Origin of the sequence: Rubidibacter lacunae KORDI 51-2 (genome assembly GCF_000473895.1) — a bacterium.
GTDB lineage: Bacteria > Cyanobacteriota > Cyanobacteriia > Cyanobacteriales > Rubidibacteraceae > Rubidibacter > Rubidibacter lacunae.
This window is the reverse complement of the sequence record NZ_ASSJ01000079.1, coordinates 53,759-79,217: the sequence shown is the minus strand read 5'-3', so window position 1 is coordinate 79,217 and position 25,459 is coordinate 53,759. Positions and strand designations below refer to the sequence as shown.

Sequence of the window (25,459 nt, the reverse complement as noted above, 5' to 3'; positions counted from 1 at the left end):
ACGCGCCCTTGCCCATGACTGCAAGTGCATGCCTAGTCTGAGGGTGGTAAGGTCGCACGCGATGCGGTGTCAACTGGCAGCGTTGTCGATACCAGTGCGGCTAAAACTTGCTCCGGCTGCACGGGAAACGGCAAGCGATGAATATCCGACTGGGGCGCACAAGCTACTTCAATCGCGCGACGCAGCTCGTTTAACGGTACCTGCCCCAGTCCTAGATCGTCCAAGGTTCGCGGCAGCCCGATTCGCGCGAAGAACTGCAGCAGCTGCTGTCGAGCCGATGCGGCCAGCTGGTTACCTCGTGCAAGTTCCTCCAAGCGCAACTGCGCCAGGATACCAAGGGCCACTTTCTCCCCGTGCAGTGCGCGATGGGCAGCCGGCAAGTGTGTCAGTCCGTTGTGAATGGCGTGTGCAGCTACGGTCCGGCAGTTTGCACCGCCCAAACCACCGATCATGCCAGGCAGCAAGACCGTTGCATCGACGACTTCGCACCACTCTTGGGAGCCCGGTGCGTCGATGGCCGCTGCCGATTTCTGAAACAGGATGTCGCGCAAAACCCGCGCTTGCTGGACTGCCGCAATCGTTAGTGCTGCTGGAGAGTCGCCGCTGCTAGCCGCTGCTTCGTACCATTTCGCCAGTGCATCTCCGATTCCTGCCAGCAGCGTTCGCTGGGGAGCTGTTTGTATAAGGTCGTAATCGAGCACCAACAACTCTGGACAGCGGGTAAGCGGAATGTCGAATAAGTACGCGCCCTCATCGGTATAAATATTCGACAGAGCGGTCCATGCCGCACAAGTTGCTGCAGAGGTCGGAACGGTCGCGACCGGCACGTGTGCGCGATCGCCCAGTAACTTGGCAGCATCCAACGCTTTCCCCCCGCCGATGCCGATGACAAAATCAGCGCGGTGATCTGCTGCAACCGCTTGCAGTGACGCCAGCGTTCGTTCTGAGGAATCCGGGCAATAAGTCGCCGATCGTGCTGTTAGTTGTTGAGCTTCCAGCACGGGTTGCAAAAAGGGACTCGCGGCAGCAAGCGTGCGGTCTCCACCGACCAGAATCGGCCGCTGTCCCAGCTGAGCGAGCGCTGTTCCGACGCGGGCAATCACTCCCGATCCGCGCATGATGCGCGTGGGAGCGACTGCGAGCAGCACATCTGTTGCGGTCATTGCCATTGTCGTTGGCGTTTCGTCCATAGCAGTTGGTAGCGATATCGCCTAAAGCCCAGTCCTCAGTCGTCCCCAAAATTAGCTAGACGCTTGCTCTTTAGAAAACGCTGACCCGGAAGCTGGGAGCTGCGAGAAGCGTTCTGCAAAAACCTCGATCTTTACCTCATCATCGCGGCTCGTCAGCGAGCGCGTCGCTCGACCAAGGAACAGCGGTTGTGAGATTCCGGATACGGGATGAGTTATCGTGCGCGCGCGGACCGTCAGGCGGTCGCTGCGCTCGCCCATGCGTCCGAGCGAAAACAAATCGGCAGCGGCCTTGCGCAGGGTCGATTCAACCTCGCTCTCCGTCACCGTCGGCGGTAGCTTGATAACCAGCTGAGTGCCGCCATTGTCGTAGACCGTATTGAAAGGCACCGCTCCTGGAACTTCGTTCGTGCCCAGTAAGCCGAGTGACAAACCAAAAACGCCCATTGCTAGAACGGCTGAGAATCCAGTGATTCCGACTAAGCGAAAACGAATTCCCCAACCGAATAGGAAGGCCGCAATCGTCACGATCGCACTTGCTGCCGTCAGAATACCCGACCACTGGAGCCAGGGCAAGAACTCATCGGCAATTGCGGTTTCCATATAGCTTATCTGCGAAAGATACAACCCATCAGAGATGGAATGAAGAACGCGCGCAGCCGGCCGGCTCGAACGTCGCCTTCTCTGAAGTTTAACGCGACTATAAAACGTCAACGATGGTGTGAGGACCGCTGGTTGTTCCTCAAATGACCCTTTTGCATCTACGCGGCATGCTGGCGGTACCAGTCAATTGTGTTTTTGAGACCCGTGCGGAAATCCATCCGGGCCGCGAACCCGAACAGCTCCTGCGCGCGCGTTGTATCCAAGCAACGGCGGGGCTGGCCGGTGGGTTTGTCAGTTTCCCAGACAATCTCGCCATCAAACGCCATCAACTCGCAAATCAGTTCGGCTAATGCCCGAATTGAGATCTCGCAGTTTGTCCCCAAATTCACCGGCTGCGGACCGTCAAACCCTTGCGCTGCCATGACAATGCCAAGGGCGGCATCAGTTGAATACAAAAATTCCCGTGTCGGGCTGCCATCGCCCCAAACGGGAATCGCATTGTCGCCGCGTTGCTGGGCTTCGTAGACCTTGCGTATTAGAGCCGGAATTACATGCGAACTGCGTGGATCGAAATTATCTTCCGGGCCGTACAAGTTTACTGGCAGCAGATACACCCCATTGAACCCGTATTGCTGCCGATAAGACTGCAATTGAACGAGCAGAGCTTTCTTGGCAATTCCATACGGCGCGTTTGTTTCTTCTGGATAGCCATCCCAAAGGTTGTCTTCTTTGAAGGGGACGGGCGTGAATTTGGGGTATGCGCAAATCGTCCCCACGCACACGAACTTTTGCACACCAGCCGTGTGGGACGCATGGATCAGCTGCGCGCCCATCATCAGGTTGTTGTAGAACAACTCGGCGGGTTTTTCGCGGTTGAGTCCGATCCCGCCCACGTGAGCGGCGAGGTGGATGACGATATCTTGCTCGGCAACAGTTCGCTGGCAATTCGCAAAGTCGCGCAGGTCGCGATCGCGCGATCGCGGTACGGAAATCTTGTCGCGTTGGGCTCCAGACTGGCAGAGGCGATCGACAACTTGCTTGCCGAGGAAGCCCGCACCCCCCGTGACGACAATTCGTTTATTGCCGAGGTCCAACATCACTCGCCGCCTTTCCGCTTCGTTAGGGTCGCCCTCCATCTATCATGCTGGGCACTTGCCGGGCATACGCGGCGTGTGGAGTCCCGTTCGGATCTACTGTCCCGCTCGGCGACTTCAGTCCGAGGGCGGCCAAATCGGCATCGACCATAAGCCGAACTAGTTCCGGAAACGTTACCGAACGCTCCCACTCCAGCGCCTGCAAAGCTTTAGTCGGATCGCCGATTAGCAATTCTACTTCTGCCGGACGCAGGTAGCGGGGGTCGAAACGCACGTAGTCTTCCCAGTTGAGATTGACATATCCGAACGCCAATTCGAGGAATTCGCGCACTGAGTGAGTCTCGCCAGTGGCAATGACGTAGTCATCCGGCTCGTCTTGCTGCAACATCAGCCACATGGCTTTGACATAATCCTTGGCGTAGCCCCAATCGCGCTTGGCATCGAGGTTGCCCATGTATAAGGGATCCTTCTGTCCGGCAACGATCCGCGCGATCGCGCGAGTGATCTTTCGCGTTACGAAGGTTTCACCCCGGCGGGGCGATTCGTGGTTGAACAAAATACCATTACACGCAAAGAGGTCATAGGACTCGCGATAATTCACAGTTTGCCAATGAGCATAAACCTTGGCACACGCGTAAGGACTGCGCGGATAGAACGGCGTTGTCTCCGACTGGGGAACAGCCTGAACCTTCCCAAACATTTCCGAGGAGCCTGCTTGGTAGAAACGTACCTGAATGCCCGTTCGGCGCTGGTAGTCGCGAATGGCCTCGAGCAGGCGCAGGGTCCCCATCCCAACTGTATCGACAGTGTACTCGGGCGAATCGAAACTTACGCGGACGTGGGACTGCGCGCCCAAATTGTAGATTTCAACTGGTTGGATCTCCTCAAGCAATCGCCGAAGTGTCGCTCCGTCGGTGAGGTCGCCGTAGTGCAGGAATAGCTTCGCCGTCGCGTAGTGGGGATCGACGTAAATGTGTTCGATACGATCGGTATTGAACGTCGACGTTCGGCGAATTATGCCGTGTACCTCATAACCCTTCTCTAACAACAGCTCGCTGAGATACGACCCGTCTTGACCGGTAATTCCGGTGATAAGCGAGCGTTTCGGCTGAGTCATTCTCTATCTTCCTGGATGCGATTTAGTTAAAGAGGGCACTACATAACTGTACAAATGCGACACGTGCGCAAAACCGGCATCGTGCAGCTGCAGCTAGTGTCGGCAAAAACACGGCAGTAATGGATGCAAAGACTTGTAGCCAGCTCGACTTGACCGGCGGCGTTCGCTAGAGTGTGCCTCAGCGGGCGCAGCATCACCATTTCACAGTATCCACATACTCTAACGGAAGCCTATACCTAGAGCAACGGGCATTACCAGTAAAATGCCTCAGCAGCCGTTGCCGCCTGGCAATGACAAGTCAGGCTGAAGTTCTCCTGCAGCTATGGCTAAAGTGTTATGTGGCTGAGGTAGCTTAGCAGTTCTATCCCGCCAAGAAGAATATTTTCCTATTAACAGCCCGCAACAACGAAACGACACGTGTCGCTGTTGCGGGGAGGTCGAGAACCGATTTCAAAATCAAAGCAATTAGTAGCCGCCGCTTTGCTGTGGAAACAAGATGACTCCAACGGTTTTGAGGACGACCCAAGAATCTAAAGCCCAGGTACGGAAGTTAACGTAGTAAACGTCCATGTTCACCCGTCGCTCGTAGGGAATGTTGTTGCGTCCAGAAACCTGCCACAACCCCGTGATTCCCGGCCGAATCATCAGCACCTTCTCGATGTGACGGCCGTACTTGTAAAGTTCTTCTGGCACGAGCGGTCGGGGCCCGACAACACTCATATCGCCTCGAAGCACGTTCCAAAATTGGGGAAATTCATCGAGACTGGTATATCGCAAGAATTTGCCGACCGTTGTCACGCGCGGATCGTCGCGCAACTTAAAGTTCTCTTCGAACTCCTGTCGCAGCTCGGGCGACTCGGCCATGAGAGCTTCCATGACTTCATCTGCATTCGCCACCATCGTACGAAACTTAATGCAGCCGAAGTACTGGCGGTTCTTGCCAATGCGCTCTTGCACGTAAAAGATCGGTCCGGGCGAGTCGATCGCGATCGCGGCCGCGAGTAGCAAGTACAGCGGCAGGCAGAGCACCAAGACCGCGAGTGAAAAGACGATATCGAACAACCGCTTGGCGGCCTCTCCGTCAACAAAAGGGCGCGCGAATCCGCGACGTTGGGATTGTCCGAACGGCAATCCCCAACCGCGGGAGAGCGCTGCCCGCAACTTGACGGACGTAAGTTGGCTATGGGCAGTCATCTTACTCCTACACAACACACATCACACCACACAGTCCCGATCATAAAGCCACAGGGCAATACCTGGGGCATTCTGGCGAACGCCAGCGCGGATTTTTCCATTTGCGACGTTTCTGGCTAGAGCGCTCCCCAGCGTGCCAGGTGTTCCATATATTGCTTTTTGAAAACGGATGGCGCAAACATTTCGGCGCGGGAGCGAGCAACATCCGGAGCAAACTCACCGGCGTAGGCTTCAAAGGACCTGACAGCTGCCTCTAGGGCTTCGGACGTTTGTTCTGGAAAAAGGATGCCGGTGGCGCCGTCGGCAACGGCCGCGCGATCGCAAACGGTTTCGGCGGCACCGCCGCGACCATAAGCAATCGCAGGCGTGCCGCAGGCCTGGGCTTCGACAAGGGCGATCCCGAAATCCTCGCAAGCTGCATAGACAAATGCCTTGGCGCGGCTCATATAGTCAGCAACGACGGCGTCGGGTTGGGGACCGAGCACGCGCACGGGCGATTGGGCCAGGCGACGCAGAGCGTCTAGTTGCGGTCCGCCGCCGATAACGACGAGCGGGCGCTGGATGCGGTTAAAGGTTTCGACGACTAAGGGAACCTGTTTATAGCTCACGAGGCGCGACACGATGAGGTAGAAATCGTCTTTTTGCTCGCGATATTGGAAGCGCGAGAGCTGAACGGGCGGGTAGACGACTTCGGCTTCGCGACGGTAGCAGCGCCAGATGCGCCGGGCGGTGTGGTGAGAGTTAGCGATGAAGTAATCGACGCGGTGGGCGGAGATCGCATCCCATTGTCGCAATTGGTGGAGCAGATAGCGCGTCAAGATACCGGGCAGACCGCGACCGGCACGCGAGGCCGCCAGGTAGTCGAAGGTCAGATCCCAGGCGTACCGCATAGGCGTATGACAATAGCAAACATGGGTTTGGTGGGGCGCGCTCAAGACCCCTTTGGCAACGGCATGAGATGACGTAAGAATCGTATCGTAGGCGCGCAAGTCGAGCTGTTCGATCGCTAGCGGTAGCAGTGGTAGGTATTTTTGGATGCCGTGCCGAGCAAAAGGGAAATGTTGCAGAAAGGTGGTGCCAATCGCTCGGCCGTAGAGATGGCTGTTGGCGTTGCGCGACTCGAAGTCGATCAGCGCGTAGAGGTCGGCATCGATGAATTGGAGAATTTCTTTGACGACGAGCTCCGAGCCGCCAGTGGCAAGCGGTGTCAACCACTCGTGGACGAGGGCGTGGGTTTTAGTCAAGGTCGCGCTCCTGTCACGCATCGATCGCAGCAGACGCGGTTGCAGGTCGTGCCTGGTTAGCTGCCGCTATCATCGCTATCGCAGTAAGTGTTGATGTTAGAGACGAGCTGCGGCTCGCCAGCGGTGGCGCGTTCGAGGCGATCTTTTGCATCTTCGGCCGCCTCGCGATCGAACTCCTCACGGGCTTTGACGAAGGCGCGAGTGGACTCGGAGGTTTGGCGGTACATATTCGCGAAGTCAGCGCGGTAGGCTTGCAACTGCGCGTCGGCAAGTTTGAGCGTCTCCATGTCCTGGGCGGCCGCTTCCATCGTGTCGGCAGCTTGGAGCATTGCCTGCGGGTTGTCCGTTTGCCCGTCGTCGGTGAGGGCACGGGCTTCGGTAACGGCGGTGTTGGCAATCGCGAACATCTCGCTGCACTGAGCGTAGCGAGTCGGCGCACAACTGCCAAGGGTGCCACCGAGGATGAAACTTCCAGCGATCGCCTGCCACCCGAAATAACGCAAACCAGCCATGACCTAACGTCTCCAATCCTGCTAGGGGCAGCGCGGACACTCGCGAGACAGATGACAGCCGTAAGTCCCGCACGTAAACTTCTTTTATTGTGACCCGTACGTTTGAAAACGCGTCTCCCGTTCGTCGAGGTGCCTCCAAAATTTTTGCAATCGGCGGTCTTTACTGCTAGCGGGGCGGGCGGGGCGTTTGCCCGACGGCTCTGCACCGTACGCAGACTGTTTGAAGAAGGTGCCGGCTCGGTGCGACCCCAGATTGCTGCCGATCTGGCAACACGCGTAAATTATTAAGTTTGTAAAATGGCATATTCGCGAATACGAAAACTCGGCGCTTATTTGCGCCCTCACCGACAGCGCGTCGCCCTTGGCGTCGGCGCGTTGTTTGTCGTCAACGCCCTCAGCGTTTATATTCCCCTCGCGATCGGCAACGCGATCGACGAAGGTTTAACCAGCAGCGGCAGTCTCTGGTTCTACGTCGCCTCGATCGCCGTCTTGGCATCGGTGATGTGGATCGTCAGGATGCTATCGCGGGTTTGGTTATTCGGTATCGGGCGGGAGGTGGAGTTCGACCTCAAGCAGCGAATCTTCCAACATCTGTTGCGCCTGGAGCCATCATATTTTGCAACGAATTCCGTTGGCGATTTGATCAACCGCGCCACCAGCGACGTGGATAACATCCGCCGCCTACTGGGATTTGCGATCCTCAGCACGGCGAATACGATTTTTGCTTACGCGCTAACGCTACCGGTCATGTTGGCAATCGACTTGCGCTTGAGCGTGTTGGCACTGGCACCGTATCCGCTGATTTTAATAACGGTGCAGTTGTTTAGCGATCGCCTGCGCGAGGAACAGCGTCAGGTGCAAGAGCGGCTTTCGGACGTAAGCGAGGCGATCCAAGAAGACATGAGCGGGATCGCACTGGTCAAGATCTACTCTCAGGAAGACAACCAGCGTCGGGCATTTGGGCGGCTCAATCGCCAGTTGCTGGACGCGAATTTGAAGCTGGCGCGATCGCGCAACTTGTTGTTTCCGCTGATCGAGGGCTTGGCGTCAGCAAGCTTGTTGGTGCTGGTCTGGCAAGGATCGCAGGCATTGGCAAGCGGTGTCATTACGAACGGCAACTTCTTGGAGTTGATCGTGTTTGCCCAACGCTTGGTGTTCCCGATCGCGCTACTAGGCTTCACAATCACGGCTTATCAGCGCGGGGAAGTTAGCGTCGATCGCGTCGAGGCCATCCTCAATGCCGAGCCGCAGATCCAGTCGGAGCCGGACGCGACGGTTTTGCCGCTAGAAAACGTGCGGGGTCGCATCGAGGCGCGCGACCTCACCTACACATTTCCCGGCGCGCGCGCGCCGGCACTCGATTGCGTCGGCTTCGCAATCGAACCGGGCGAGACCGTGGCTGTAGTCGGCACGATCGGAGCGGGGAAGTCAACCTTGGCGAACGCACTACCGCGCTTGCTGGATATCGCACCGGGTCAGCTCTTCCTTGACGGCATCGATATTACCGAGATTGCCCTGAACGACTTGCGGCAGGCGATCGCCTACGTGCCACAGGACAGTTTCTTGTTCAGCACGAGTGTTGGCAATAACATTGCTTACGTCAATCCGCTCAGCGATCTCTCCGAAGTCGAAGGGGCAGCGAAGCAGTCTCAAATCCACAACGAGATCGTTACGTTCCCGCGGCAGTACGACACGATCGTCGGCGAGCGCGGTATCACCCTGTCGGGCGGTCAGCGCCAGCGCACGTCCCTTGCCCGCGCATTGATAGCACGGGCACCCGTATTAATCCTCGACGATGCCCTCTCCAGCGTGGATAACCAAACTGCGACGCGGATTCTGGCAGAGCTGGCAAATGGCGTGCAGCAGCGCACGATTTTGTTTGTCACGCATCAGCTATCGGCGGCAGCGAAGACCGATCGCATCCTGGTGATGGATTCCGGACGGGTTGTGGATTCCGGCACGCACGATGAGTTACTCGCACGACCGGGGTTATACCGTTCGTTGTGGCAGCAGCACCAACTCGAATCGGTTCTCAGCTGACCGGCAGTGGACCCGCCCGGAGTAGTTAGAGCCCGGACTCTTTCCTAGTGATTCAAGTGCCCTATCTTCCGTTGAGTTGCTATCGAGCAATTCGGATGCATCTAGCCCCCCCAAACCCTAGTGTGCGCAAGAAATGGGGAGCTGGAATGCGCCGACGGCAAGTCTAGGCCTGCTCGCCAGTAGCGTCGCGGTGATGGGGCGAGAGCGAATGAGGCTTTTCCAATCCGTGTGCTTCCATCAGGGCGCGATTGCCCAGTACGACTGCCGGCGCGCCATCGGCAACGATCCGGCCGCCATCGAGAAGCACGACACGATCGCACACCTCTAGGACCATTTCCAGGTCGTGGGACGAAATCAGCATTGACTGCCGCGCCGACTGCAGAAATTCGATCAGTCGCCGCCGCGCGCGCAAATCCAGATTGGCACTCGGTTCGTCGTATAGCACTAACTGCGGCTGCATTGCCAACACGGCGGCGATCGCCACCATGCACTTCTCGCCGCCCGAAAGCTGGTGAGGGACGCGTTCCGTTAGCGCCGACACGCCTGCTAATGCGAGCGCATCTCGGACCCGGCGGTCGATCTCCTCAGTGGCCAGTTGTAAGTTCTGCGGCCCGAACGCCACGTCATCGCGGACGGTCGGGCAAAACAACTGGTCGTCCGGATTCTGAAACACCAACCCCACCTCCGGGCGGAATTCCCCCGGGATAACCTGTCGGCCGAATACGCTGATTAGTCCCTCGCCCGCTAACACTCCGCATAACAATAGAAATAAGGTGGTCTTGCCGGAACCATTCGGTCCCACCAACCCGACGCGCTCGTTTGCTCGAATCTCCAAGAAAATGTCATCCAACACTTGTTTGCCAGTGGGATAGCAGAAACTCAGATGCTCGACTGCCAACGCTCTGCTGACGTCGGTTTCGATTGTTTGGGAGGGTCGAGGAGCCAGTGAGGTCATTCTTCTTTGCCTGAAAAGCATACAGAAAATGGGCTTTGCTGCTTCGAGCCTCAGCTCACAGCGCCAACCTGCAACAGCAATTCGGCTGCCACAAAAACCGTCGCGAGCGCCAGCACGATACCGCAGGCTAGCCGCCCACTTGCATCGCCACCGAATGGAACGCTCAAACGTGAATGAGGGTTGCCGTAACCGCGCAACCGCATGGCATAGTAAACTCGCTGGGACTGTTCGTAACTGCGGACGAGCAAACTGCCGGCTAGCGACGCCAGCATCGCTAGCGTCCTGCAGTTCCACCCGTGTGTCTGGAAACCGCGCAATTGCATCGCACGCTGCATCCGCAGTCGCGTATCGCCAAGGCTGTCGAGGTAACGATACGTCAGCAACATCATGTCAACGATGGTCGCCGGCAGACCGAGCGCGCGCATCGCCTTAATACTGGTGGCAAAAGGCGCGGTTCCGAACAAAATTAAGCTAATTGTAAGAATGCAGGCGAACCGCACTGCAATTAGCACCAAAGCCTTACACCCTTCTAGCCAAACGGTTAGCGGTCCCCACTGCGCGATCGCCGTCTCGCCGCCCGCAAACGGCAACAATGCTACTGCTGCGGCAATGAACAGCCCCGGATAGCGCAAGCGCCTTAGCAGGTAGCGGACCGGCAACCGCGAAGCCCAATATAGCCCCGCAGTCACGACGACCATCGCTGGCAAGAGGAGTAGGTGGCGGACGCAGGCAAATGCAAATATCAGTGACAGAAGTGCGAGAAGTTTCGAGCGTTGTTCCCAGCGATGGATAGGCGAGCAAAGGTAGGCATAGCGGTCTAGCGCAAGTTTCATTGACTCTCTCTAGGCTCCCGCCGATCGGTCCTCCAACAGCTCTGGCTTGACTCGTTGTAGGAAGCCGACCAGCATTGCCGTAAACGCTCCTTCGATCGGGGCTTGGATGCCGTAACCGATGGCGGCTGCCCACAGGGCCGTGCGTTCTGCCTGCGCATCGATTTCTGCTGGCAGGGTCGCGAGCACCAACGTGCAAAAAATCGCTGCCGACAATGCTAATGCCAAGGAGCCAGCCCAAAAACCAGCTGCGATCGCCCGCGCCGGCCGAATGCAGCTCCGTCGTGCGAGCAAACGAAACAACCCATAGGCTAGCAACGCGGGAATTCCCATCATGGCTGTGTTAACCCCAAGTGTAGACAGCCCCCCGTGCTGGAATAGCACGGTCTGGAAAAACAAGCCCACCAGGACTGCCGGAAAGGCAAAGTACCCTAATGTCACGCCCATCATGCCGTTGAGGACTAAGTGAATGCTTGCTGGCGGTATTGGTATGTGAATGAGTGATGCTACGAAAAATCCTGCAGTCAGCAGGGATGCCTTAGGAATCTTCTCGCTCGGGTAGTTCCCGCGCTCGATTTTCCGCAGGCAATACCATGTCATGCCACCGGTAATGGCATATCCCGCGATCGCCGTGCTGGGAGGGAGCAGTCCGTCCGGTACGTGCATCGCATCAGTCTCGCTTGCGTTCGGATCGTTTGCTCGGAGGGCGATTGCCGGGTTGGCGATCGCGACTGAAAAACAGTGCCGTGCCAACGCATCCCCAGATGCCCGCAGCTGCCATTACAGCTGTCTGCAGCGGCGTGTACCCGCTATGACTCGACCACTCGGTCTGCGCAAGGGTAGTGACCTCATCTTCTTCGGCTCCCGGTATGCTAACGATAGTGCCGTGTCCGGCCAGTCTGACTTTGACATCCCAACTTCCAGCCCGCTTGGGATCGGGCAAAAATGTAAACCGTCCGCCTGCATCTGTCGTCCCCTTGAGCCAGGGCTCCGTGGGACGGTAGGGCGCATACACCGTTACTTGCGCACCGGCCATCGGTTCGCCGCTATCGAAGGTAGCGCGCAATTCGATTGCCTCCGCACGGCGGTAGTCGATTGCCGAACCGTGAGCCCGCACGATAGTTGTACTGGCTGCTATCCCGATAACCGGGGCCGCCAGCAGTGGTAAAAGATGCCATCTCATAAGCTCTGCACATCAGATCTACACGCCAGCGTTTGTGTTGCTCGCTGCATCCGTGCCAACCCGGCACCTGCGCGGCGACTAGTCTGCGTCTGCTTGAAGCTGGCAGTGTCCTTCGCCAACGTGCCCGAGGTTCTCGAGCGCGGCGGTCAATTTTTGGTACTGCTCTTCCGTGAGCTCGCTCTGAATGGCGTCTAAGCCCTCAGCAATCAGCGACGGGCCCTGGGTAAATGCCGTGAAAGGTTCGAACCCGACTGCGCCAGCATTGATCTCGTCGTCTGCTGGGGCATCCGCGTCACCGAAGATGTGGTCGAAATGAAACGTGGCTTCCACTGCCGCATCTGTGCCGGCTTCGAGCACGCCTTTACGCGCTTCGCCTACGTATTCGCCACACAGGTAAGACAAAGACCGGTCGAAGCTAATGGTGAAAAAATAGGTTTGCTCGCCCTTCGCGGCCGTTCCGCCCAAGAACACGGTGGAATCTTTGGCGGGTCCGGCTTGAGCCGGTATGAGCTTCCACGATAGGGCGTTGTATGTTCCCGACGGTGCGTCTTGCACGGTCGCTGCCCGCACGAAACTCTCATCTCCCGCTGCCAAGTTTACAGCCAACGGACCGGGTAACAACGTCACCGCCACCGCTGTCTCCACGTCGCCGCTTTGACTGGGGTCGAAGCCGCTCTCAACCTGATAAGCCACCACGTCCGCTAGTGTTACATACACGCGATCGAACTCGAGCTCCCACCCGTCTTTAGTTGTAAAGCCGTCTCGAACATACGCCTCGCCACTCACTTCGAGGGCGAGCTCGTTAGCTTTCGGGCTCGCAGTGCCCGCGGCAGATGCCGGATCGTCAGTCTCTTCGGTTTCCGATTGCTGGCTGCAGCCAAGCAGCGTCAGCACCAGCAAGGCGAGAGTCGCGAGCGCGCGCATCTTCACGAGCTTTGTCCTCAACTATCTGTCTCAGGGAACCTTAGCACACCCTTATAGAATGCCGATTTTGTCAAGTTTCCTCAATCCCCCTACCGGGTATTCACCCACTTAGCAAGGGAAAAAATATGCGGAGTTCCAGGCTAGGACGGGATTTGGAACTGAAGCACTGCATGAGTCACAAAGGACGAATTTATTCTCAATAAGCTGAGTTGCATTCTCGTGATTGCACGAAAGGGCAAGGGCTAATAGACTACGAATTAATCCAGATTCACGCGATATGGGTGCCGAGCACATCGGGTTGATGTGTTAAACTTGCGGTCAGCGAGCTTTGATGCTTGCAAGTTAATAGAGTTTTAATTCCGTTTAGGAGTAAAGGAGGTGATGCCCATGGGTAGTGGTAGTAAATTTGTGGGTTTCCTGGTTGACGAGAGCCGGCTGTGTGTCGGGGCTGTTCTCTAGCAGTAAGTTGTTTTCTCTTCTGAGATCGGAGATAGCTGGTCTATCTAACAATTGAGCTGCAGGCGATCCTCCCGGCAGTTAGGTGTTGACAAAGGCAACCCGACTAGACCGCTCCCGCTAGCGATTTTTGTATCGCTGCGGGAGCGGATAGTTTTAGGATTAACTTGCATGCACTTCAACATCGGATCATGCCAGCTGCGTCTGGACTCCTCCCCCTTATTACAAGTGCATACGTCTTGGCAAATCAACACCCGCGAGTTTGTTTCTGAGCGCGCCACTAGGTCTTTGACCTCGAGCAGTTTGTGGCGATCCATACGCAACCTAACTTTCGGAAACTGGTATGGAGGAAGTCGATAATGGCGATACTACTCTGCACTGAAGCCATCCGGGCAAACCTAGCTCGATGTCCTGGTTGGCATCTGAATGGAAACCAGATTGAATGTACGCGAGAATTTGCTGGGTTCGTTGAGGCGATCGCCTTCGTGAATAAATTAGTCGAGCCGGCTGAAGCCGCTGGACATCACCCCGATTTGGCAATTTCTTACAACAAGGTCACGATTGCCTTGACGACCCACGATGCTGGGGGTCTCACCGATGCAGACTTTGCTATGGCTGCAGCCATCTCGGATCTCTAGCGTTCTCCGTCGCGATCGCCTTGCTCTCCGACGTCATAGATGTAGAAATTTTGAAATGCCCCTACAGTTTCAGCTCGATAGCCACCAGGTAGGTCGAAACGGTCGGGGAGCAGTGCATCGAGTTGCAAATCCGTGCGATAGATGCTGAAAAAGAGAAAGTTCTGCCGCTCGGTACCCTCGGCAACAAGCTCGCGCAGCAAAGGTTGGGATGAATCTACGGCAGTCCTACATAAACCACGACCGACTTGGGGAACTTGCTGGCAGACCTCATCTTTGAGATACGCGCTCAAGCGTTCGACAGCGTAGGTCTCATAGGCATCTCGCCCGGGATTGGCGATCGCGAAGGCAAGTCCGATGCCTGCTACAACCACACCTCCAGCCGCAGCTGCGAGATTCAGTAACTTCATGAGTTAACCTCTGGCTTCTGTTCTCAGCGTAACCGAAGTCCATACCGCAATGCAGTAAGGCTATGGTGTTACAATGAGAAGCCGTTTACGGCGAGCGTAGCCAAGTGGTTAAGGCAGTGGATTGTGGTTCCACCACTCGCGGGTTCGAGTCCCGTCGTTCGCCCTCCTTTCAGCGGTTGGCATTTCCGCCTGCACATATCTTGCACACCAGGGTGGGGTAACTTTACCCAGCTGGTTCAGCGCAAGGCATGTCTACCCAATCAGCCAGTAGCGAGTCCGGTCGAGCGGCTGGCAGTCTGCTCGGACGCAAGCGCAGGGTCGAGCAGAGTTCCCTTAGAAACCCGCTAGTTTTCGCTGGGTCGGTGGTGCGGCGAAAGGGATGTGGAGTTCCGCGCGTGGAAGGGAAGCGCGTCCTGCGCGATCGCGCCTGAGAGTACCCTGAGAGCAGTTCTGCCGGCTCTTCCACTGACCGGAGAATGTATGCGATCTCTGGGAGACGCGATGTCGGTCAGTGCTGCGCGATCGCAGCGGCCAGCGATCGCTTTACGCGCGCGGCGACCTGAACTGAGGGGTGTCACCAGACACCTTGTCCCGCTACCCTGAAGTGCAGTCATGGCAAGGGGTTGAGTCGTAGGACACTCGCAACCATGTCGCAATAGCTGTCCAGTGACCTCAAGTTCTCTCTGGGTCTGGGTTTGGGGTCATCGGACGGGGCTCTCTGAATGCGGGCGATCGCGCCCCGAACACGGGTGATGACGGAAGAACCTTTGAACCAGCTCGTCCTCTGCTCGGGGGTGGGTGCGGGCTTCCCGTTTGCCGCACTCCAGCTCGGCGGGTTCCGGTTCGTCGGGCTCTGCGAGTGCGATGACTACTGCCGTGATACTCTCGCCAAGCGCTTTCCTGGGGTTGCGATTGCGAATTGGTCAACTATGCAGGAAATGCGGAGACTGGCGAGTACCAACCGAGAACGAGTGTGCTCGCAAGCGGGTTGTACGATTGGAGTACGAGCGAGAAGCACACCACTACGGAGGTGCGCGGCATGGTTACTGCGAAAGCAAAAGGTTTTGAGAGCAGAGCCTACCCTGACTACGCGAATTGGAGAGCTGGGTTGACGGAGGACCCTAGCATAATGGGCGGCGAGCCAGTCTTTCCGAACTCTCGGCTGACGGCCTACCACATCGGTAGCATGCTGGACCGCAGTCCTGACGCTGCAACTGAGGCTGAGATTCTAGAGGACTACCCATTCTTGTCCGAGCAGGATCTGCGCTTTGCTCAGGTCTACGCCCGCTCCAATCCTCGTGCCTGAAGCCACGGAAAGCCTCAAACTGCTGCTCGACGAGAACCTCTCTCCCAACATCGCTCAGACTCTCTGCGAAGAGGATCTGGTTGACGCGGTCTCAATCAGAAATCGCGGGCATTGCGGGCGCTCGGATCGCGAAGTTTGGGCTCTCGCATACAAAGAAGACAGAATTCTGGTAACCGCCAACGTTAAAGACTTTGAGGCGATCGCCCGAGCCTCCGAAGTTCACGGCGGGCTGATTCTCCTGCTCGATGCCGACCTGCGCCGCTCCGAACAGCTGGAGTCCCTCCGGATGGCGATTCCCCTGGTTCAGCGCGAGCTTGCCGAGGGCAGAGGAATGATTAACCGCGCCCTGTATTTCGGATGGCGCTCTGGCGTGCAGTACTTCTGGGAGATTCCCAGAGAGCAGGCTATCGACGAGTTTGCGTAGCGCGCGCGATCGCTTACCCTCGCCAAGTCAGCGCGATCGCTACCCCACCCAGCACCAGCAGCCCATAGCGCCCCCGCCACAGCGCCAGCCCCACGGTCATCGTCGCCACGACTAGCAGCGATCGCGTCTTAAACTGTCCCGCTGCCAGCATTACTGCAAGGACCCGCTCCAGCTCAGGATCTCCTGCGCGATCGCCTCCGCACCTCGGGACTTTGGGAGCGATTCTGCCTTTGCTTGCTCCACTGCCGCGCGCAGGTCATCGGGTAAGTCGTTCTCGTTGAGGTTAGCAGCGATCGCGTACTTCGCCACTTTCACACCAGCCTTCCACTCCTGTGCCGAGCGCACCAGGTGGGCGAATGACCGAATGCAGACACTGCGCAGGCGAGCGGTTCGTTAGAAGCGACAGGCGCAACCTCGACCCATCGCACTGACGCAATCCCGTTGCGATGGTGAATCATCTGCACTTCCGAACAAAGTCCGGAGTAGTAGCGCGCCTCCAAACGGTTCGGGAAGTTCACGAAGCGCTCGCCCGGCTCGGACACTCGCAGCTGCGCGTAAATGAGCTCCTTTGCTCGGTCGGTGCCAACCGTGTAAAGCGCGATGCCACCCTTAACCTTGCGCCCCCGGTAGCTGATCTCTTGTGCCGACGGGGCCGACACCAGCTGGCGATCGCCCGAGCGACCCTGAATCCCGTACCAGCGACATTGCGGTTTGATGCGCCGATCGGACTTGTATGACTCGGATTGAAGGAGAGAATACGAGGCTGAATTGCAAGAGCCTGTTCTACTCGAAACTGGAGGAAAGCTTTAGCTATCGGTGAGGTTGCCGACTGCACCAAGTACGACCTTGCAAGGTTCTTATTTGAGTGAATCTATCGGGTGTATTTTCAATACCATCGCCCAACCAATCAGCTATCCAAGATTGTAGTTACGCTCGGGAAACAACAAAAAGACAGTCACCTTGCCTATCTATGTCTTTTTTTAAGTCTAAGCCCATGAAATCTATACGGTCGCGCTCGGACAACCGGCTTGAATTTATCGATATATCGGGAGGCAGGGGTAGGATGCGTGGAGAAAACTAAACCCTAAGCGCCAATGACGTACTTCTTCCACTCTTGGTTGCGATCGCCTTGGAGGTGCCGCGTTAGCTCGAAATGGAGACTGCTGTGGGGACGACGCGGATGGCGGTTGAGCGGCATGTTGGCTTCGCGGGGCGTGCGGCTGCCTTTCCTGACATTACAGCGGACGCAAGCGGCGACGATGTTCTCCCAGGTTTCGGGACCGCCTCGCGAGCGGGGAAGGACGTGGTCGAGAGTCAGTTGTTCGTTGCGGGTGCCGCAGTACTGACACATATTGTTGTCGCGTTCGAGGATGTTGCGACGGGTGAGGGGAATCTCTTTATAGGGAACGCGAACGTAATGGCGCAAGCGGATAACGGTCGGGAGCGGGAATTGAGTATAAACAAGTTTGCCATTGTGCTCGAGCTGCTCGGCCTTACCCTTGAGAAGGAGCACGACCGCCCGCCTCCAACTCGTAAGGTTTAGCGGCTCGTAGGAGGCATTCAACACCAGAACCTTGCCCATGGTATCGGTAGAGGTTGGGTTAATATTACTCCAGATATTAGCATAGGGTTGGATCCATGTAAAAACCGTTGCAAGTCTCTTGCCGAGGGGGATTTAGAAACCTACGCAACCACTTTGCAGCAACTCCAACCCTGCCAGGCACCTAGAAAATGGGAGGTTCGGTTTCGTTCCCGAGCGGAACAAATCCTCAGTTTGCTACTCGCTAAATGTGGAGTAGTTTTAATTTTGACCGGAATAACCGCTGCATTCGAGGATTAGAAACGGTGCTGAGTTGGGAACAGCTTCCGGCGCTATTGGCACAGCCGGGACAGATCGCATCGGCGCAACAAGTAGTTCGCCAGCGGGCTTGGGTCGAAATTAGCGATCGTGCGCTGAGCACTAACGTCCGTCACCTCAGGCAGTTGCTCGGTCCGCAAACCGATCTGATGGCAGTCGTCAAAGCCGATGCTTACGGTCACGGTGCATTGAAGGTTGCCCAAACGGTGCTAGCAGCCGGGGCTAGTTGGCTGGCCGTAGCAACACTGCAGGAAGGGGTGGAGCTTCGGGCTGGAGGCATTGAGGCACCCATCTTATTACTAGGAGCGAGCAACACGCCCGAAGAGGTCGAGGCGATCGCGCGCTGGAAATTACAGCCGACCTTAGGAGCGGTGCAACAGGCACTGGTCTTTTCCGAAACGCTGGCAGCACTGGGGCAAACGTTACCCGTCCATCTCAAGCTCGATACGGGCATGTCGCGTTTGGGAACGCTGTGGACGGATGCGGTTGGATTCGGGCGTTTCGTCGCCCAGCTGCCGAACTTGTCGGTAGCCAGCGTTTATTCGCACCTGGCGACAGCTGACGACCCCGATCCGACGATCGCGCGCCAACAGCACCGACGTTTTACCGAGGCGATTGGGGCACTCCGAGCTGCCAACCTCGCCCCGCCGCGCCTGCATTTAGCGAACTCAGCCGCGATGCTAAGCGATCGCGCGCTGCACTATGACTTAGTCCGCGTGGGGCTGGCGCTTTACGGGCTTTATCCAGCAGCACACCTGCGCGAGGCAGTGGCTTTACGTCCGGTGATGCAGGTGAAGGCTCGGGTCACGCAAGTCAAAACCATTCCCGCAGGCTCGGGCGTCAGCTACGGGCACCTGTTCGTGACCGACCGACCGCTTCGGGTGGCAGTGGTGGGGATCGGCTATGCCGACGGCGTACCGCGCAATCTGTCCAATCGCCTGGAGGTGTTGCTGCGGGGGCAGCGCGTCCGGCAGATCGGAGCGATCGCGATGGACCAGCTCATGCTCGATGTCGATGCCGTACCCGACGTGCAAGCGGGCGAAACGGCGGTATTGCTGGGTACAGATGGCAATGCTGCCATTTCTGCCGACGAATGGGCGCAGAAACTGGGAACGATTTCTTGGGAAATTCTGTGCGGTTTCAAGCACCGACTGCCGCGCGTTAGCACGACGGATTAAATCGCAGGCTGGTGTTCGTTATCAATACATTCAGGGTGAGTCCTCAACCGGCAGCGATCGCGTTTGCGGGTTCGGCTTCCTGAAAAATTGGTGTAACGTTTTAGAGGCGAGTCGAGGTAACGACCCATGATCGAGCTATATCAGTTTGAATTGTCGCAATTTTCCGAGAAAGTTCGGTTGATCCTCGACTTTAAAGGCGTGGACTACCACAAGGTTGAGGTAACGCCCGGTGTCGGGCAGTTCGAGCTCATGCAGGCATCGGGACGGCGTCAGGTCCCCGTAATCAAAGACGGCGAAATTTACGTCGGCGATTCGACCGAAATCGCACTGTATCTGGAGCGCAAATATCCCGAACCGGCACTGCTGCCGACCGAGCCTTACCAACGCGGATTGTGCTTGATGATGGAAGAGTGGGCGGACGAGTCGATCGGGCTGAAGGCCCGCCAAGCATTTCTGGGCGCGATCGCGCACAACCAGAATCTGCGCACGGCAGTGCTACCGGACGACACACCGGATTTCGTCAAAACGATTGTCGGGGCCGTACCGGGCGAGTTACTAGACGTCTTGGGTGCGGGCGTTGGTGCAAGCGGCGATGCGCTGAAGTATGCAACAGACGGGCTCAGGCAAGATCTCGAAGCATTGTGTTTGATGTTGCAGAACCGTTCGTACCTGATTGGCGACGCGGTGACGCTGGCGGACCTGACGGTGGCGGCGCTGAGCATCACGCTCAAATTCCCCGATCGCACCTATCTCGATATTCCGGCCGGATTGGCCGGCAAAGGCGTGCCCGGACTCGGCGACGATAGCGCCTTCGCACCGTTCTTCGAGTGGCGCGATCGCCTTTATGCAGACTTCCGCAAACCACTGACAGCCAGTAGCGGTCCCTCATCCAGTGACGGCCCGCCAACATCAATTGAAATCGAGTAAGTTGCCACCGCCCGCACGCAATTAATGCTTCCACTCACGGGCAAGAGAATCGTCCCCAAGCGTCGATTCTCTTGCCCGAACGTTGAGTTAGGGGCGCGAATAGCAGCTTATAAATTTGATGTGGTTTTAGTTGCAGCCGACAAAAGACCAAACCTCTTCACACTCAATCCTCAGCCGACCTTTAGATTTGGGTGAAACCTCGATGCTGCTGGGAGTACCAGCAAACAATTGACTGATGTATTTTAAGACCTAAGTCTCTTAGTTACTTAGCATCCTCTATGAGGCAGGCAAAGAGATAAAAGAGCAGCGGAAAGGCGAAATTTTTCATAAGAAATCAAGATAGGATTGCACCATTGCTAGTTCAATCGGGTTAGCCAAAATTGCTTGAAGGCCCTGCCTTGCTTGGCTGCAACCCACTACTACTTGTATATCGTTACGATGACTGTTATGCATTCCTCTGCTACTCCACCCGATCGCAAGGGCGATCCACCCGTATGGGAACTCGGACCGTCGGTCGATCCCCAGACGCTCTTGGCGGGGGTCGATGAGGTGGGACGCGGCGCGCTGTTCGGTCCGGTGGTTGCGGCGGCAGTTGTGATGCCGCAGTCGGCGCTGCCCCAACTCGTTGAATTGGAAGTAAAAGATAGTAAGCAGCTGACGCCGCTGCGCCGCCGCAAGTTAGTCGGTTACCTGCAGGAGCTGGCATTCGACTGGCGGATTGGTTACGCCACCGCGGCAGAAATCGATCGCATCAACATTTTGCAAGCATCGCTACGGGCAATGCGGCGAGCGGTGCTGAAGCTCGCGCCGCGTCCAGCACTGTGCTTGGTCGACGGGCGCTTCGCTTTGCCGGAGTTGCCGATGGAGCAGGTGCCGATGGTTGGCGGCGATCGCCGCTCCCCCGCAATTGCGGCAGCGAGCATCCTGGCTAAGGTGTGGCGCGACGATTTGATCGCCCGCTTTGCCCAGCGCTACCCCGAGTACTATCTGGCCAGTAACAAAGGCTATGGCACACCTGCCCACGGCCAGGCTCTACAGCGATACGGGCCGTCACCGCAGCATCGCCTGTCGTTTCGCCCGTGCCGTGTAGTGTCCCCGCACCCATCGTCCGAGGATTAGTCCAGTTCAGTGAAGGGAAGTGCGGGTGCAGAACCCTCACTTTGCCTTGCTTACAACTCAGCACGAGCATCGCACTTCAGGGCTCCTGCCTGCGGAATCGCCGGTTGTCCCCACACCCGCTAAGCTTCGGGGCTGCACTCGACGTTCGGTGCGAAGCGATCGCCCGTCCCTGCATTGCGATCGGTTCCCAAAACTAATGGGACTGCCTGGATCTAAAACGATACGTCAGGATGACTCGGTCAGGATGCGCCGGCTGCTTGGGCTTGCTGGCGAGCTTGCTTCACCATATCGATTAATGTGTGGTGTGCATCTTCTGAGGTTTGTAGCGGTTGCTCGAAGCTAACGCGCACCGGAGTCGGCTGTCCAGCTACATCGGCGGTGAGGTTCATGCCCTCGGTGTCGATCGACTCCATGCGCGCGGCGGTTGCCTGCGGCGTTTGACCAAAAATACGCGCGTATAGCAACACGGCTTCGGCATGATCGTCATTCATGTGGGCGCAGATGCGATCGCTGACTTGCGGCGTGAGCGGATCGGCCATGGGTTTTCACCTCAGTACTCGCTCGCCAAATGCTAGCATCTCCGCAGGCTCGGGCCGCGCGCGATCGCCGCACCGGCAGCTTTTACATTACTTGCAGTCAACGTGCGGAGTTAATGCCATTGTGAGTTCGACCCTCAATCGCGATATCCGGCGGTTTTACGATGCTTCGAGTGCCCTGTGGGAGCGCACTTGGGGCGAGCACATGCACCACGGATATTACGGTCGCTCGGGGACGCGACGCGTGCCCCGCCGCCAAGCGCAAATCGATCTCATCGAAGAGTTTTGGAATTGGGGGGTAAAAGCGGGGACGCCGAGCGCAAGCGAAGATCGCCCGCAGCAGATCCTGGACGTGGGCTGCGGCATTGGCGGCAGCACGCTGTATTTGGCCGAAACCTTCAACGCCCGCGCAACGGGCATCACCCTATCGCCGGTGCAAGCCGATCGCGCTAGCGAGCGCGCGGCAGCAGCCGGGTTGGACGACCGCGTCCGATTTGAAGTGGCCGACGCGCTAGCCATGCCATTTCCCGACAACAGCTTCGACATAGTCTGGTCGTTGGAGAGCGGCGAACACATGCCCGACAAAGCAAAGTTCCTGCGCGAATGCGATCGCGTCCTGCGACCGGGAGGACTTTTTTTAATGGCAACGTGGTGCCACCGGCCGACCGCTTCGCTGGCCGGTGCGCTGACAGATGAGGAGCGCCGCCATCTGAACGAGATCTATCGCGTGTATTGCTTGCCCTATGTCATCTCTTTACCGGACTACGAAGAGATCGCGCGCGCGCTCGGTTGGGAGGGAATCCTGACGGCGGATTGGTCCGCCGCTGTTGCGCCATTTTGGGATGTCGTCATTGCCTCTGCCTTCAACCTAGAGACAATTCAAGGGTTGGTCTCCAGCGGTTGGCAAACCGTTCAAGCTGCTTTATCGCTGGGATTGATGAGTAAGGGCTACGCCCGCGGGCTGATTCGCTTTGGGTTGCTTGCAGCTCGTAAGTCCGAGTACTCTCGAGCACTCTAGCAGCGCAGGCGACTCCCTTAAACCTTCCGAATTCGCGACCGAGCCTGCGATCGCTCCCCTCGTTCGATATGGGAATTACGTCGAGTGCGATCGCGCCAGCCTTTGGATCGGCATCTTTACCCAACGAGAGCTATGAGCCAACCCTCTGGTACCCAACCGCGAAGTTTTTGGCGCGAGCCGAGGGCGTGGCTGCAGAGTTTCTGGACGTTCTCGCGCCCGCATACGGTGATTGGCACTAGTTTGAGCGTTTGGGCGCTCTACGCGATCGCGGTCGACACCGTCGGCGAGCAGTCACTATCTGGGGCGAGCGTGGCAGCGATCGCCTGGTTGGCATGCCTGGGCGGCAACATTTATATAGTCGGACTCAATCAATTGACCGACGTCGGTATCGATCGCATCAACAAACCGCACCTACCTATTGCAGCCGGCGAGTTCGCCCCCGCACAAGCACGATGGCTGGTCGGGCTATCCGGCAGCTCGGCCTTGGCGATCGCGGCCCTGTCTGGGCGCTGGCTATTCGCAACCATTGCCACCAGCCTAATCGTCGGCACAGCGTATTCGCTGCCGCCGATCCGCTTGAAGCGATCGCCGTTGCTCGCGGCCCTGTGCATTTTGTTCGTCCGTGGCGTAGTCGTGAATCTGGGGTTGTTCTTGCACTTCACGAGTGCGATCGCCGGACGGGAACTGCTGACACCGTCGGTGTGGGCGCTGAGTGGATTTATTTTTGTTTTTACGATTGCGATCGCGATCTTTAAAGACGTTCCCGACCTTGAAGGCGACAAGCAGTTCAACATCACGACGCTGACAATCCTGCTTGGGAAACGCTCGGTGTTTAACATCGCGCGCTGGATTGCCAGCAGCTGCTATCTCGGATTGATAGCTGTCAGCTTAGTCTGGGAGGTGGATCTGAACCCAGTTTTCCTCGTAGCAACGCATTTTTTGTTGCTCGGCGGCTTGTGGTGGCGCAGCCGAGGCGTCGATCTCGACCGCAAACCGGAAATTGTCAGCTTTTACCAGTTCATCTGGAAGTTGTTCTTTTTGGAGTATCTGTTGTTGCCCGCGGCGTGTTGGTTGGCTTAGCAACCGCGATCGCGCCGGACAAGCGACTGGACTATCCAAATGCTCTAAACGCTTACTGTTGGCGATCGCGCGGATCCAACCTGCACTTCGCCACGCCAATTTCAGGCTAATCCACAGACTCGGGACTGACGCTTTGGCTGTTTCGGAAGTCCCTAAGACTTTTAACTGCGTGTTACGGCTAACTGCGTGTAACGGCAGCTTGCTCGGTTTTGCGAACGTCAAGGGAACTGCCGATCTCGTTGCCGAAGCTGCCACCAGCCAAGTGCGATGAAGCCGCTGGCGATCGTGAGGACTGTCATCCCCGGAAGCATCCCTGCGTCCGGACCCTGAAAACGAGCAAATGCTAGTTCGAAGAAGACAATTGCACCGCTGAATGCGCCAAAAAACGTACCGACCCCCAAACTGGCCCTAGATTCGGGGACTAACTCCAGAACGAAGGGAACCATGCCGTTCAGAACCGTGCTGAGGGTAAAACTCATGACAGCCGCACTTACAAGAAAGATCGCCATGGGTGCGTTAGACGAGACAATCCCGAGGAGCAGAGCCGTGGCAATCGTGGCGATCGCCATCGCACGCGTATTGCCGATTTGGCTGGCAACCCATCCTGCCGGTAAGGCAGTCAGGGCGACCAACACATTAAACCCCAGCAGTGCCCAGTCTCCGGACGCTTCGCTAAACCGCAGTGCGACTGTTTGAGTCAACCCAGCGAAAAGGAAACGTACCCCCCAGCAGAGCCCGATACCCGTTCCAATAATGGCGACGATCGCCGGAACGGAGATCGCTGGCGCGGGTTCGTTGCGCACTGGTGCTGGTGATGCAGGCACCGGCGTGACTCGACGCAAGAGCGTAGCAGCGCCTAAAAGGACGAACGTGCCAGTTGCAAAGGTAAATAACGGACCGATGCCGAGTATAAAGCCGAATGCGGAGAACCTAATGGCATTAATGCACTGCTGAATCAAGGTCAGGCAACTGGCCGCGATCGGCAGTTGGGGTTTGGGTGCAGCACGTGCGAGCAAAGCAACGACAGGACTGCGAAAAACAGCCATTGCTGAAGCCCATAGCACTGCTGTTGCCGGTAACATCCAGCGCCAGGGACTTGCCGGCGATAGGAAGAGTGCGATCGCGGGGATTGCCAGGAAGCACGCCGATGCCAAGACCACGCCGGAGATAATCCAGGGGAAACGAGTTCCGCGTTCGCGCTCCGAGCGATCGGCGAGATGACCGAAGAGCGGCTGGACGATCGCCTCAAGGGCATGTTCCAAGAGTATGAGAACTCCGGCCAACTCCTGCGGAAAGCCCAGTCGAACGAGCAAGTCGGGCAAATAGAGAACGTAAATGACCCAGCCCAAAGAAATCGAGCCTTGGACGGCGACGATGCCGCTCAACCGTCGCCAGTGCATCGCGGATTGTGTCATGGTCGACAATGCTATGGAGCTTTAACTCGGACCCTTGCTCGGCGAAGCAAGCTGGAATATTGCCCAAACGCTCGTGCAACAAATTTACTTACGGGCTCCCCCTACTTTGGAGGGTAACGGAAAAGCAACGTTGCGTCTCTGTCATGTTTGCCTGACACTCGTCTGTGCTGCACGGATTCCGAGTGAGAGTGCTGCCGTCGCTTGACGAATCTGG

At 57.3% G+C, this 25,459-nt stretch carries 29 protein-coding genes and 1 tRNA gene; 11 read left to right on the top strand and 19 right to left on the bottom strand.

Annotation, left to right across the window (positions count from 1 at the left end):
- Window positions 1-32: 32 nt before the first annotated feature.
- The 7 genes from KR51_RS14430 to KR51_RS14400 all read right to left on the bottom strand — a co-directional run bounded on the left by KR51_RS14430 (window position 33) and on the right by KR51_RS14400 (window position 6,951).
- Window positions 33-1,190 carry an iron-containing alcohol dehydrogenase family protein gene (locus KR51_RS14430; protein ID WP_022608807.1) on the bottom strand — a complete coding sequence of 386 codons (1,158 nt, stop codon included), beginning with the start codon at window positions 1,188-1,190 and terminating at the stop codon, window positions 33-35.
- A 51-nt stretch (window positions 1,191-1,241) separates the two neighbouring features.
- On the bottom strand, window positions 1,242-1,790 hold the full coding sequence (locus KR51_RS14425; protein WP_022608806.1) for a Ycf51 family protein: 549 nt from the start codon (window positions 1,788-1,790) through the stop codon (window positions 1,242-1,244).
- 158 nt (window positions 1,791-1,948) lie between these two features.
- Window positions 1,949-2,887: a GDP-L-fucose synthase family protein gene (locus KR51_RS14420; RefSeq protein ID WP_022608805.1), complete on the bottom strand. Its 939-nt coding sequence runs from the start codon at window positions 2,885-2,887 to the stop codon at window positions 1,949-1,951.
- A 22-nt stretch (window positions 2,888-2,909) separates the two neighbouring features.
- Entirely contained in the window at window positions 2,910-4,001 is a 1,092-nt protein-coding gene (gmd, locus tag KR51_RS14415) for a GDP-mannose 4,6-dehydratase (protein WP_022608804.1), read from the bottom strand.
- A 465-nt stretch (window positions 4,002-4,466) separates the two neighbouring features.
- Complete coding sequence (locus KR51_RS14410) at window positions 4,467-5,195, bottom strand: sugar transferase (RefSeq protein ID WP_022608803.1); 729 nt, start codon at window positions 5,193-5,195, stop codon at window positions 4,467-4,469.
- Between the two features lie 116 nt (window positions 5,196-5,311).
- Window positions 5,312-6,439 carry a glycosyltransferase gene (locus KR51_RS14405; RefSeq protein WP_022608802.1) on the bottom strand — a complete coding sequence of 376 codons (1,128 nt, stop codon included), beginning with the start codon at window positions 6,437-6,439 and terminating at the stop codon, window positions 5,312-5,314.
- Window positions 6,440-6,495: 56 nt separating this feature from the next.
- Window positions 6,496-6,951, bottom strand: coding sequence for a hypothetical protein (locus KR51_RS14400; RefSeq protein WP_022608801.1), 456 nt, complete (start codon window positions 6,949-6,951; stop codon window positions 6,496-6,498).
- A 297-nt stretch (window positions 6,952-7,248) separates the two neighbouring features.
- On the opposite strand from KR51_RS14400, the gene KR51_RS14395 reads away from it, so the two are divergent.
- A complete protein-coding gene (locus tag KR51_RS14395; protein ID WP_022608800.1) occupies window positions 7,249-8,991 on the top strand; it encodes an ABC transporter ATP-binding protein in 1,743 nt (580 codons plus the stop codon).
- 163 nt (window positions 8,992-9,154) lie between these two features.
- Here KR51_RS14395 and KR51_RS14390 read toward each other — a convergent pair whose 3' ends face one another.
- From KR51_RS14390 to KR51_RS14370, 5 genes are all read right to left on the bottom strand, one after another.
- Entirely contained in the window at window positions 9,155-9,946 is a 792-nt protein-coding gene (locus KR51_RS14390) for an energy-coupling factor ABC transporter ATP-binding protein (RefSeq protein ID WP_022608799.1), read from the bottom strand.
- A gap of 50 nt (window positions 9,947-9,996) precedes the next feature.
- A complete protein-coding gene (gene cbiQ / locus KR51_RS14385; RefSeq protein ID WP_022608798.1) occupies window positions 9,997-10,779 on the bottom strand; it encodes a cobalt ECF transporter T component CbiQ in 783 nt (260 codons plus the stop codon).
- A 9-nt stretch (window positions 10,780-10,788) separates the two neighbouring features.
- Window positions 10,789-11,442: a cobalt transporter CbiM gene (gene cbiM, locus KR51_RS14380; RefSeq protein WP_022608797.1), complete on the bottom strand. Its 654-nt coding sequence runs from the start codon at window positions 11,440-11,442 to the stop codon at window positions 10,789-10,791.
- Window positions 11,443-11,446: 4 nt separating this feature from the next.
- A complete protein-coding gene (locus KR51_RS14375; protein ID WP_022608796.1) occupies window positions 11,447-11,959 on the bottom strand; it encodes a carboxypeptidase-like regulatory domain-containing protein in 513 nt (170 codons plus the stop codon).
- Window positions 11,960-12,037: 78 nt separating this feature from the next.
- A complete protein-coding gene (locus KR51_RS14370; protein ID WP_198016799.1) occupies window positions 12,038-12,889 on the bottom strand; it encodes a DUF4382 domain-containing protein in 852 nt (283 codons plus the stop codon).
- A gap of 809 nt (window positions 12,890-13,698) precedes the next feature.
- Between KR51_RS14370 and KR51_RS14365 the strand changes: the two genes are divergently transcribed.
- Window positions 13,699-13,977, top strand: coding sequence for a 4a-hydroxytetrahydrobiopterin dehydratase (locus tag KR51_RS14365; RefSeq protein ID WP_022608793.1), 279 nt, complete (start codon window positions 13,699-13,701; stop codon window positions 13,975-13,977).
- Here KR51_RS14365 and KR51_RS14360 read toward each other — a convergent pair.
- Entirely contained in the window at window positions 13,974-14,384 is a 411-nt protein-coding gene (locus KR51_RS14360; RefSeq protein ID WP_022608792.1) for a DUF4359 domain-containing protein, read from the bottom strand. The genes KR51_RS14365 and KR51_RS14360 overlap by 4 nt on opposite strands.
- Before the next feature lie 90 nt (window positions 14,385-14,474).
- On the opposite strand from KR51_RS14360, the gene KR51_RS14355 reads away from it, so the two are divergent.
- The 4 genes from KR51_RS14355 to KR51_RS14345 all read left to right on the top strand — a co-directional run bounded on the left by KR51_RS14355 (window position 14,475) and on the right by KR51_RS14345 (window position 16,114).
- Window positions 14,475-14,547 (top strand) — tRNA-His (locus KR51_RS14355).
- Window positions 14,548-14,632: 85 nt separating this feature from the next.
- The gene (locus KR51_RS19885; protein ID WP_156915132.1) at window positions 14,633-14,815 is read left to right on the top strand and encodes a hypothetical protein; all 183 of its coding nucleotides are present in this window, start codon (window positions 14,633-14,635) and stop codon (window positions 14,813-14,815) included.
- Between the two features lie 608 nt (window positions 14,816-15,423).
- A complete protein-coding gene (locus KR51_RS17705) occupies window positions 15,424-15,690 on the top strand; it encodes a DUF433 domain-containing protein (protein ID WP_022608791.1) in 267 nt (88 codons plus the stop codon).
- A complete protein-coding gene (locus KR51_RS14345) occupies window positions 15,683-16,114 on the top strand; it encodes a DUF5615 family PIN-like protein (protein ID WP_040656400.1) in 432 nt (143 codons plus the stop codon). The genes KR51_RS17705 and KR51_RS14345 overlap by 8 nt, the downstream gene beginning before the upstream one ends.
- 13 nt (window positions 16,115-16,127) lie before the next feature.
- Here KR51_RS14345 and KR51_RS19880 read toward each other — a convergent pair whose 3' ends face one another.
- The 4 genes from KR51_RS19880 to KR51_RS18445 form a co-directional block, all read right to left on the bottom strand.
- On the bottom strand, window positions 16,128-16,265 hold the full coding sequence (locus KR51_RS19880; RefSeq protein WP_022608788.1) for a hypothetical protein: 138 nt from the start codon (window positions 16,263-16,265) through the stop codon (window positions 16,128-16,130).
- Complete coding sequence (locus KR51_RS19875) at window positions 16,265-16,429, bottom strand: hypothetical protein (RefSeq protein ID WP_022608787.1); 165 nt, start codon at window positions 16,427-16,429, stop codon at window positions 16,265-16,267. The genes KR51_RS19880 and KR51_RS19875 overlap by 1 nt, the downstream gene beginning before the upstream one ends.
- Window positions 16,426-16,830, bottom strand: coding sequence for a terminase gpA endonuclease subunit (locus KR51_RS14340; RefSeq protein ID WP_084202482.1), 405 nt, complete (start codon window positions 16,828-16,830; stop codon window positions 16,426-16,428). Before KR51_RS14340 ends, KR51_RS19875 begins: the two co-directional genes overlap by 4 nt.
- Window positions 16,831-17,198: 368 nt before the next feature.
- Window positions 17,199-17,696, bottom strand: coding sequence for an HNH endonuclease (locus KR51_RS18445; RefSeq protein ID WP_022608785.1), 498 nt, complete (start codon window positions 17,694-17,696; stop codon window positions 17,199-17,201).
- A gap of 263 nt (window positions 17,697-17,959) precedes the next feature.
- Here KR51_RS18445 and alr point away from each other — a divergent pair, with 263 nt between their 5' ends.
- The 3 genes from alr to KR51_RS14320 all read left to right on the top strand — a co-directional run bounded on the left by alr (window position 17,960) and on the right by KR51_RS14320 (window position 21,196).
- Entirely contained in the window at window positions 17,960-19,150 is a 1,191-nt protein-coding gene (gene alr / locus KR51_RS14330) for an alanine racemase (RefSeq protein ID WP_022608784.1), read from the top strand.
- Between the two features lie 126 nt (window positions 19,151-19,276).
- Window positions 19,277-20,077 carry a glutathione S-transferase gene (locus KR51_RS14325; protein ID WP_022608783.1) on the top strand — a complete coding sequence of 267 codons (801 nt, stop codon included), beginning with the start codon at window positions 19,277-19,279 and terminating at the stop codon, window positions 20,075-20,077.
- A gap of 447 nt (window positions 20,078-20,524) precedes the next feature.
- The gene (locus KR51_RS14320; RefSeq protein ID WP_051358235.1) at window positions 20,525-21,196 is read left to right on the top strand and encodes a ribonuclease HII; all 672 of its coding nucleotides are present in this window, start codon (window positions 20,525-20,527) and stop codon (window positions 21,194-21,196) included.
- A gap of 239 nt (window positions 21,197-21,435) precedes the next feature.
- Here KR51_RS14320 and KR51_RS14315 read toward each other — a convergent pair whose 3' ends face one another.
- On the bottom strand, window positions 21,436-21,735 hold the full coding sequence (locus KR51_RS14315) for a DUF2470 domain-containing protein (protein ID WP_022608781.1): 300 nt from the start codon (window positions 21,733-21,735) through the stop codon (window positions 21,436-21,438).
- Between the two features lie 121 nt (window positions 21,736-21,856).
- Between KR51_RS14315 and KR51_RS14310 the strand changes: the two genes are divergently transcribed.
- Both KR51_RS14310 and KR51_RS14305 read left to right on the top strand, forming a co-directional pair.
- A complete protein-coding gene (locus KR51_RS14310; protein ID WP_022608780.1) occupies window positions 21,857-22,750 on the top strand; it encodes a methyltransferase domain-containing protein in 894 nt (297 codons plus the stop codon).
- Between the two features lie 132 nt (window positions 22,751-22,882).
- Window positions 22,883-23,830 (top strand): homogentisate phytyltransferase, encoded by a 948-nt coding sequence (locus KR51_RS14305; protein WP_022608779.1) that lies wholly within the window; start codon window positions 22,883-22,885, stop codon window positions 23,828-23,830.
- A gap of 218 nt (window positions 23,831-24,048) precedes the next feature.
- Here KR51_RS14305 and KR51_RS14300 read toward each other — a convergent pair whose 3' ends face one another.
- Window positions 24,049-25,245, bottom strand: coding sequence for an MFS transporter (locus KR51_RS14300; protein WP_022608778.1), 1,197 nt, complete (start codon window positions 25,243-25,245; stop codon window positions 24,049-24,051).
- Between the last annotated feature and the right edge of the window lie 214 nt (window positions 25,246-25,459).